The 6,771-nt window shown below is 41.1% G+C and carries 4 protein-coding genes and 1 pseudogene; 4 read left to right on the top strand and 1 reads right to left on the bottom strand.

Features of this window, described 5'->3' with window-relative positions; translation table 11 throughout:
• Window positions 1-781 precede the first annotated feature (781 nt).
• From lanM to SOP95_RS31125, 4 genes are all read left to right on the top strand, one after another.
• Window positions 782-3,718, top strand: a complete 2,937-nt coding sequence (lanM, locus tag SOP95_RS31140; RefSeq protein ID WP_323609475.1) for a type 2 lanthipeptide synthetase LanM — start codon at window positions 782-784, stop codon at window positions 3,716-3,718.
• A gap of 212 nt (window positions 3,719-3,930) precedes the next feature.
• On the top strand, window positions 3,931-4,581 hold the full coding sequence (locus SOP95_RS31135) for a hypothetical protein (protein WP_323609474.1): 651 nt from the start codon (window positions 3,931-3,933) through the stop codon (window positions 4,579-4,581).
• 21 nt (window positions 4,582-4,602) lie between these two features.
• Window positions 4,603-5,469 carry a hypothetical protein gene (locus SOP95_RS31130; RefSeq protein WP_323609473.1) on the top strand — a complete coding sequence of 289 codons (867 nt, stop codon included), beginning with the start codon at window positions 4,603-4,605 and terminating at the stop codon, window positions 5,467-5,469.
• Window positions 5,469-6,203 carry an AAA family ATPase gene (locus tag SOP95_RS31125; RefSeq protein ID WP_323609472.1) on the top strand — a complete coding sequence of 245 codons (735 nt, stop codon included), beginning with the start codon at window positions 5,469-5,471 and terminating at the stop codon, window positions 6,201-6,203. Before SOP95_RS31130 ends, SOP95_RS31125 begins: the two co-directional genes overlap by 1 nt.
• Before the next feature lie 82 nt (window positions 6,204-6,285).
• Here the strand turns inward: SOP95_RS31125 and SOP95_RS31120 are convergent.
• Window positions 6,286-6,653, bottom strand: a pseudogene (locus SOP95_RS31120) (c-type cytochrome).
• Window positions 6,654-6,771: the final 118 nt, after the last annotated feature.

The raw sequence follows: 6,771 nt of genomic DNA, 5'->3' as shown, positions 1-6,771 counted from the left end.
GCCAACACCTCATCGACCGCTTGCTCGATAGAACACAGCTGTACCATCCGATCCTCCATTCCTTTCCATGACGTGCGTTGGACCGAGCTTGCCGGGCCCTAGTTTCGAAGGAAGGGCTAATGGCTGAGCTTCTCCATGAACAATTGACTGCCGAAATAAATTATTAATAACGCCAATAAAAAACAAGCTCTAAAAAATAATAATAACAACAAGTTACCTAGTAAGTAAGAAACATCCCACAAGAACCTACTGTCTTTCCCACAAATAAGAAGCCTTTTCACACAATTTTTTAGGACCGCTTCTGATTGTACTTACCACATCCAAAACTACTATCTATCCCATGCCATTCAAAACAAAAACCGAACGAAAAGGAGATGCTATGGTTGAAAAATAAAAATGTGCATCAAACAGTTATATTCACAAACAGCTACATATACGAGTATGGAACGCTCGGTAGAATAAGGTAGTACGGGTACATTCAGTCTCCCTATACATCTACGGCGTACTAAAACTAAAAACAAAGGATCAAACAATGCAAATTGATATCAGTTCAATTCAGAGCGCTAGGAAAAACTTTTTGAGCTCAAGCTCTCCAATCTCCACAATCGCTCTCCAAGCATTTAGCAATCTATCTGCCGCGTCCAGCGGAACGCGACCATGCACAAGTTGTTGCACGCAGTGCTGGAACCAATGCTGCTATGCAACTTACTCTTGACGTTAACTTATAGCGCAAGGCGCCTCCTACCTGGGGCGCCTTCATAAATATATAGAGGCCTTACGGATGACAACCTCAAACATCTTCTCTAAGCTTCCGAACCACCATGAAAAAACACTGCAAACTGACTGCCCAGTCTGGCCGTATCTTTTATACTACATTGACAATATAGAAAAACACCTACACCCCAACGCAAAAATAACAAAAAACGAACAGCGCGTAATAATAAATGGTTTTTTAAGCAACCTGTCATCTAGAATAATGACCGCCTCTAAAAATGTACTATTCACCGAAAAAAAGTTTTTTGAAGAAACCACGCTGGGAACCGAAATCGGTACTGATAGTTACTTCAAGATCGTAGGCGAAAACAAAGATTATTTAAGTGACATACTAAAAGCATACCCAGAACTGGATCGTGTACTAACAAAAATAGCTGATAACTTTATTGAGCAAACCACCACGTTCATACTCCATTTCTCAGAGGATAGAGCAGAGCTGGCCATTTTTTCAAACACCATAAATAAAGATTCTCTAGTCACATGTGAAGTCTCCAATGGAGGGACCCACAATGGGTCAAAAGCTGTTTGCATCTTAACCTTTTCAAATGACAAAAAAGTTGTATACAAGCCTGGAAATTTATTGCTAGAAACCGCCGCGTCAGACTTATTACTATCTCTCAGCAGAAAAGCAGGGAAAGATTACCTTGCTTGGAAGATTCCTTCTTACTTGGTTAAGGCAGAGCATGGATGGTCAGAACATACACCACAAAAGCCGGCCGAATCAGAGGAAGAGGTTATTACATACTTTAAGAGAGCGGGGTTTTTATTAGGATACTGCACAATATTCACAGCTTCGGATATTACATCTGACAATCTAATTGCTAACGGCTCGAGCCCCATCCCAATTGATCTTGAGACTATTTTTTACAACACATTAAATATAGAATCAATTCCAAGAGAAGTAAGATGGAATGTCACACAAACTAGTATTCTTCCAAATTGGACCTGGAAGGGTACGGATGGGGTCGGCGTCGATTTAAGTGCACTAGGAGGCCTTTCAGAGCAATATGTTAGTCTAAATCTATACCAGCACCTAGAGGATGAAAGTGGAAACAGTCATTTTGGTATGGACGGAGTAAAAATACTTCCGAATGATAATGTGTTAACTTTCAATGACAGCCCCGTACTGCCATGGCGCTATGAAAAAGAAATAATCGAAGGGTTGGGCACTTTACTATCTATTGCCACTCTCGAAAAAAACCTGCTTATTGAAAAAATTAGCTCTTTACGCTTTATAAGAAACAGATATGTACCCAGACCTACTGCAACATACCATTATGCTATCCAATGTTCGATGCATGCGACGCTGATGAGCTGTACTGAACGCAGGAAATCTTTTTTAGAAAAAATATTAAACAACGACACTGCGCCCGCCATTGGATTTTTGGACGCCGAAGTGTCTGCTTGCCTGGATTTGGACATCCCATATGCACAGGGCAAAACCGGAACGCTTTCATTCAATGAATATAGATATGGTGGGGAGGGATACCTTAACGAAGAAGACTATATCGACGGAATCACTCACAGCACAAACTATATAGAAACCTTGAATAACAACAGAATTGCCTTTGAAAAAAATCTGACAAGCAATACTCTTTTAGCAATGAAAAACATGTACGATCATGGCAACAAACTTACAGATCACACATTCCGACAAAACGATGATTTAGAAAACTCAAAATGTTTAAGCACCAACTCCATTCTTAACATCATTCGAACCTCACAGAATGAGAACTCAATTCTACTCAATAGCATGTTGAATGTGGAGCTTTCTGCGAACGGTCTGTGGCTAGGTTTTCACTCTTCTCCAGGTGGGTACATGGAGTATTCTGAGTTAGGAGATGATTTTTATTACGGTTTATCTGGAATGCTCTATGGGTGCGTAGTGGCAGCGAGTAACCAGACCCCTATTGAGCAAGACCTGCTACATAGCTTACTAAATCAAAGTTATTTTCGGGTACACAAAAAACTTACAAATCCAGGCATGCACTTAGGTGGATTTCACTTTGGCTTATCGTCTGCAATTTTGCCGCTATATACAAGCCTCTCGTATTACAAAGACATACGAAGCGAAGAACTACTTTCGCAATATAAATCCTATGTAAATAACGCCTTACAAGACACTTGGTGGCAAAAATATTTTTGGGGAAGCGACCTTCTTTCGGGAATGTTCGGGACGCTTTCAGTATTAACAAAGCTATTTGATTTAACTCGAGATGAAAATTTCAGCGCGCTTGCGCAGTCCTTATTCAACAAAATAAAAACAGAACTCTCACCAGTTAAAAACAAATTACTAATAAAATTTGACAACTCAATTACAACTAGAAGTGACGCACTACTGAGTGGAATTTCCCACGGCATCATGGGCTGTGCCTATGCATTATTTTATTTCAACCAAGTCATAGCTAAAAGTGAATGCGTTGATTTAATATTCTTAGATTTTCTAACCTGGGAATTAGATGAGTATGATGAGTCAATAGAAAACTGGAAGGACTATAGAAGGAGGTCAGAGTCTTCTCGCGGTGAGTTTGCATGGAGCCACGGATTACCGGGAAATTACTTAGCTCTTGATTATTTTGCAAAAAACAATGTTGCACCTGCTCTTGATTTTTTAGACAAGCACCCTGCCGAGCACGCGTTTTCATATGAAAGTCTTCTCAAAAGAAAGAGACCAATCAATGATTCCCTATGTCATGGTGCATACGGTCTTCTCAACATAATAAAAAAGGTGTCGCCAAACTCTTTGCTCGACCCAAGAGTTTTCTTATGGTCTAACATTATAAATCTTGTTGAGCAGGACAGCAGAGAACTTAGAATAAAAACTGCTGACCCTTTGGGTCTTTGGGTTGGAAAAACTGGATCGCTTCTCGGATCGATGGGTCTACTGAATAAGAACTACGACTTCCCCTTTTTACCTCACCAAATGGGGTTTATAGGGATATGATACATAATATCACTCTTTCATGCTTAGGAGTAGCTGTTGCATTATTCAGCGCTATCTCCCCCGCCTTGATCGGAAACTCCATTGACCTTTATCTATCCGGAGATGACTCGTATATAACGATGATAGGCATGGCGTGTTTGCTTATCTTAACTACCCCCCCACTAAGGCTACTCGCAAATATCTATCTACAAAAAATCTCGTCAAAAACAAGAATGAATGTCAAAGAAAGTGTTTTAAAGTCGTTATTCACATATAATTTCTCCAGCAAAAGAAAATGCGGAGAAATTATAGATCTAGTCGATGGGGATGTGGAAAGCGCTCTGTATTTATATCATGCCGTATTTTTAGACATTGCAATAAACGCCACCCTTATAATTCTGGCCCTTTCAATTATCGCCTATTACTATCCAGTCATGATTATTGCCCCACTAGCAGGCATGCTTTTATCAGTTACAATTTATATATTCACAAAAGAAAAATGCGACAACTTATACATGAACTATGTAAATGAAAACACTATGACGATAGGAAAAATTTGCGACCTACTTATGCTAGAAAAAGTAGATCGTTCCTATCCATTGGATGAAGAAGTAAAAAGAATCAATAAACTTTCACTTTCGACTAGCTTTAAGGCATCTATGCTTGAAGCACTATCCGGATCATCATATTTTGTGGGGATTATTACGATGTTGCTTGTCGGTTTCTATGCTGTAGATAATAGTCTAATGAATGTTGGAGCAATTTTTGCCTCAGCAATGTACATTGAACGTGTACTTGGCCCAACAACCGCGCTAACTTCCATTTACTTCTCAAGTAGAGAAGCCTTCTATCGCAGATCAAGAATTCGAAACCAAATCACGTAAGGCTAACCAATGTACCTGTCCATGCGTAAAAACGCAGCACTGACATCACTAGCGATAGGCTTTTTAGCAATAGCATCCTATTGCCAATTACAAATACCCGCTCTCATCGCAGATGGCCTTTCCAATATAATGAACGGCAATTATAATTCTGCACATATATTCACTTTCGGCATTGTTTTTTTCTGTAAAAATGTCGCTTTGGGTCTCGGCAGCAGCTTAGCTTCTTACATAGAATCCGACACTCGTTTTTTCTTGATTAATTCGATATTAAGTAACCCAACTCTTAACAATGTTGCTACAGGTTTAACTTTAGTAAAGGAGGACGCAGAAAGGGTAGCGTCGGCCGTATCCGAACTCATCCAGCTCACAGGATCGTGCATATTAACGATTTTAACAGCATATATTCTGATAGCTGAAAATTTTTACTTCTGCGTACCCATCATTGTAATTACAATATTTACGACCAGATATGTGCGTACAGCAACCAAAACTGTCCAAGAAGCTTACAAAACAGAGATAAAGAAAGAAGAGCTGTATAAAGCATCCATCCTTCAGCTATTCAACCTGAATACGTCTAGGCATCAATCCAAACATAGCAGTCTAACCAAAATCCATCGTCACTTAGAAGAGGCAACTTATGCTCGCTATCTTTATAACAAGACAACTTTGGTTCTTAGCTTCTGGCCAGAACTAGCAATTGCCATTAGCGCTGTATTTATTATAATGTTAAGTGCACGCTTTTCGACGGAGCTCTTTGGCGTCAAACTAATAGCTTATCTAGGCTATATAGGTATATTTTCGATGGCCAGTGCTAACTCTGTGAGAATGGCGTTATCGTTGATTGGCATAAATGTCTCCGTGAAAAGAATCTTTGAAGGGCGTATATAATGAACACCCTATTTCTTCAAGTCATCCGCTTGAAAACTAATAGCTCTCCACCTAACTTCATAAAATCATTATTCCCTCTTGATCTAAAAAACAATATCACAATAATAATTGGGGAAAATGGTTGTGGGAAATCCACATTATTAGAAGCTATTGCAGTTAAACTTGGTTGCAATCCTGAAGGTGGAGGCAAAAATTTTAATTTCCAGACGGAGAACACTCACTCAACATTGCATACTTGTTTACAACTATCAAAAGGCTATAGCAAAGAAAAAGACATTTTCTTCTATAGAGCCGAAACCTTTTATAACTTCAACACGGCGATCCGGGACCTGGACAAAGAAACCAGTTTCGATCCGGAAATAAAGACGTACTACGGAGGGAGAGATCTTCACTCCATGTCTCATGGCGAAGCAATGGAGGCCTTGTTTATAAATAGATTTAAAGCAAAAGGACTTTACATCCTTGACGAGCCTGAAGCGTCCTTGTCGCCGCTAAGACAGTTGATTTTTATCAAGAGATTACTTGAACTAGCACAGAAAGGTGCTCAATTTATTGTTGCTACTCACTCACCTATTATCATGTCGATTCCAGGTTGCGAGCTATTACAAATATCAAATGGCCGATTTGAACCAATTTCACCCATCGACACTGATGCCTACGCCATATACAAAGCCGTGATCAACTCATCAGGTGAATACATCAAAACGCTTTGTGATGAGCAGGACTTTAACTGAGCAAATCCCGCTGATTCGCGGCCTTGCTGAGGATGTAGCTCTATTTCAGACCAGACATATTCTGAAGCGCACCCTGAGTTCTTCAATTGGAGCAGTCGAAGGTGCCTTTTAGCGCCATCGAGTAGATACCGGTATTGCCTTGGCCAGGATGCCATCGAGGCCACCCGAGTGATCTATACGGTCTTTTCAGACCGCGGCGTCGCCGATTTTGGGTGCGGCAGCTAGGCCGGTACCGGGCAAGCGTTGCAATGCTTTGCAATAACTTCGTCGGGCGTTAGCACCGCCAGCTGCAGCAGCCACTTCCATGCCCTTGGACTCTTTACACTGGACACAGACCCGGCCGACAGGCTCAAGGCGCTTGGCAATTTCGTTGTTGGTCGCTGCTTGAGCGCTGACAGGTCAGAGGGTAAGAGGGCCAATACGGTTGCCTGGTACGGCCAGCATTTTCATAGCCAGGTTCACGCGCTCACTCTCAATGGTGGCTAGCACGCCTACGGCCAAGGTTCGCAGGCGTGGCTGTAGTTGCTGCTGACGTAATCCTGCTGGGCCGACGCGCTGTGGAGCAGGC

Origin of the sequence: Pseudomonas sp. YuFO8, assembly GCF_035065025.1 — a bacterium.
GTDB classification, from domain to species: Bacteria; Pseudomonadota; Gammaproteobacteria; order Pseudomonadales; family Pseudomonadaceae; genus Aquipseudomonas; species Aquipseudomonas putida_AE.
Note: the sequence above shows the minus strand (reverse complement) of the source record. Positions and strands in the feature narration are given on the sequence as shown.

Coding starts and splice junctions, on each gene's coding strand:
- lanM (WP_323609475.1), top strand. CDS start 782: ATGACAACCTCAAACATCTTCTCTAAGCTTCCGAACCACCATGAAAAA.
- SOP95_RS31135 (WP_323609474.1), top strand. CDS start 3,931: ATGAATGTCAAAGAAAGTGTTTTAAAGTCGTTATTCACATATAATTTC.
- SOP95_RS31130 (WP_323609473.1), top strand. CDS start 4,603: ATGCGTAAAAACGCAGCACTGACATCACTAGCGATAGGCTTTTTAGCA.
- SOP95_RS31125 (WP_323609472.1), top strand. CDS start 5,469: ATGAACACCCTATTTCTTCAAGTCATCCGCTTGAAAACTAATAGCTCT.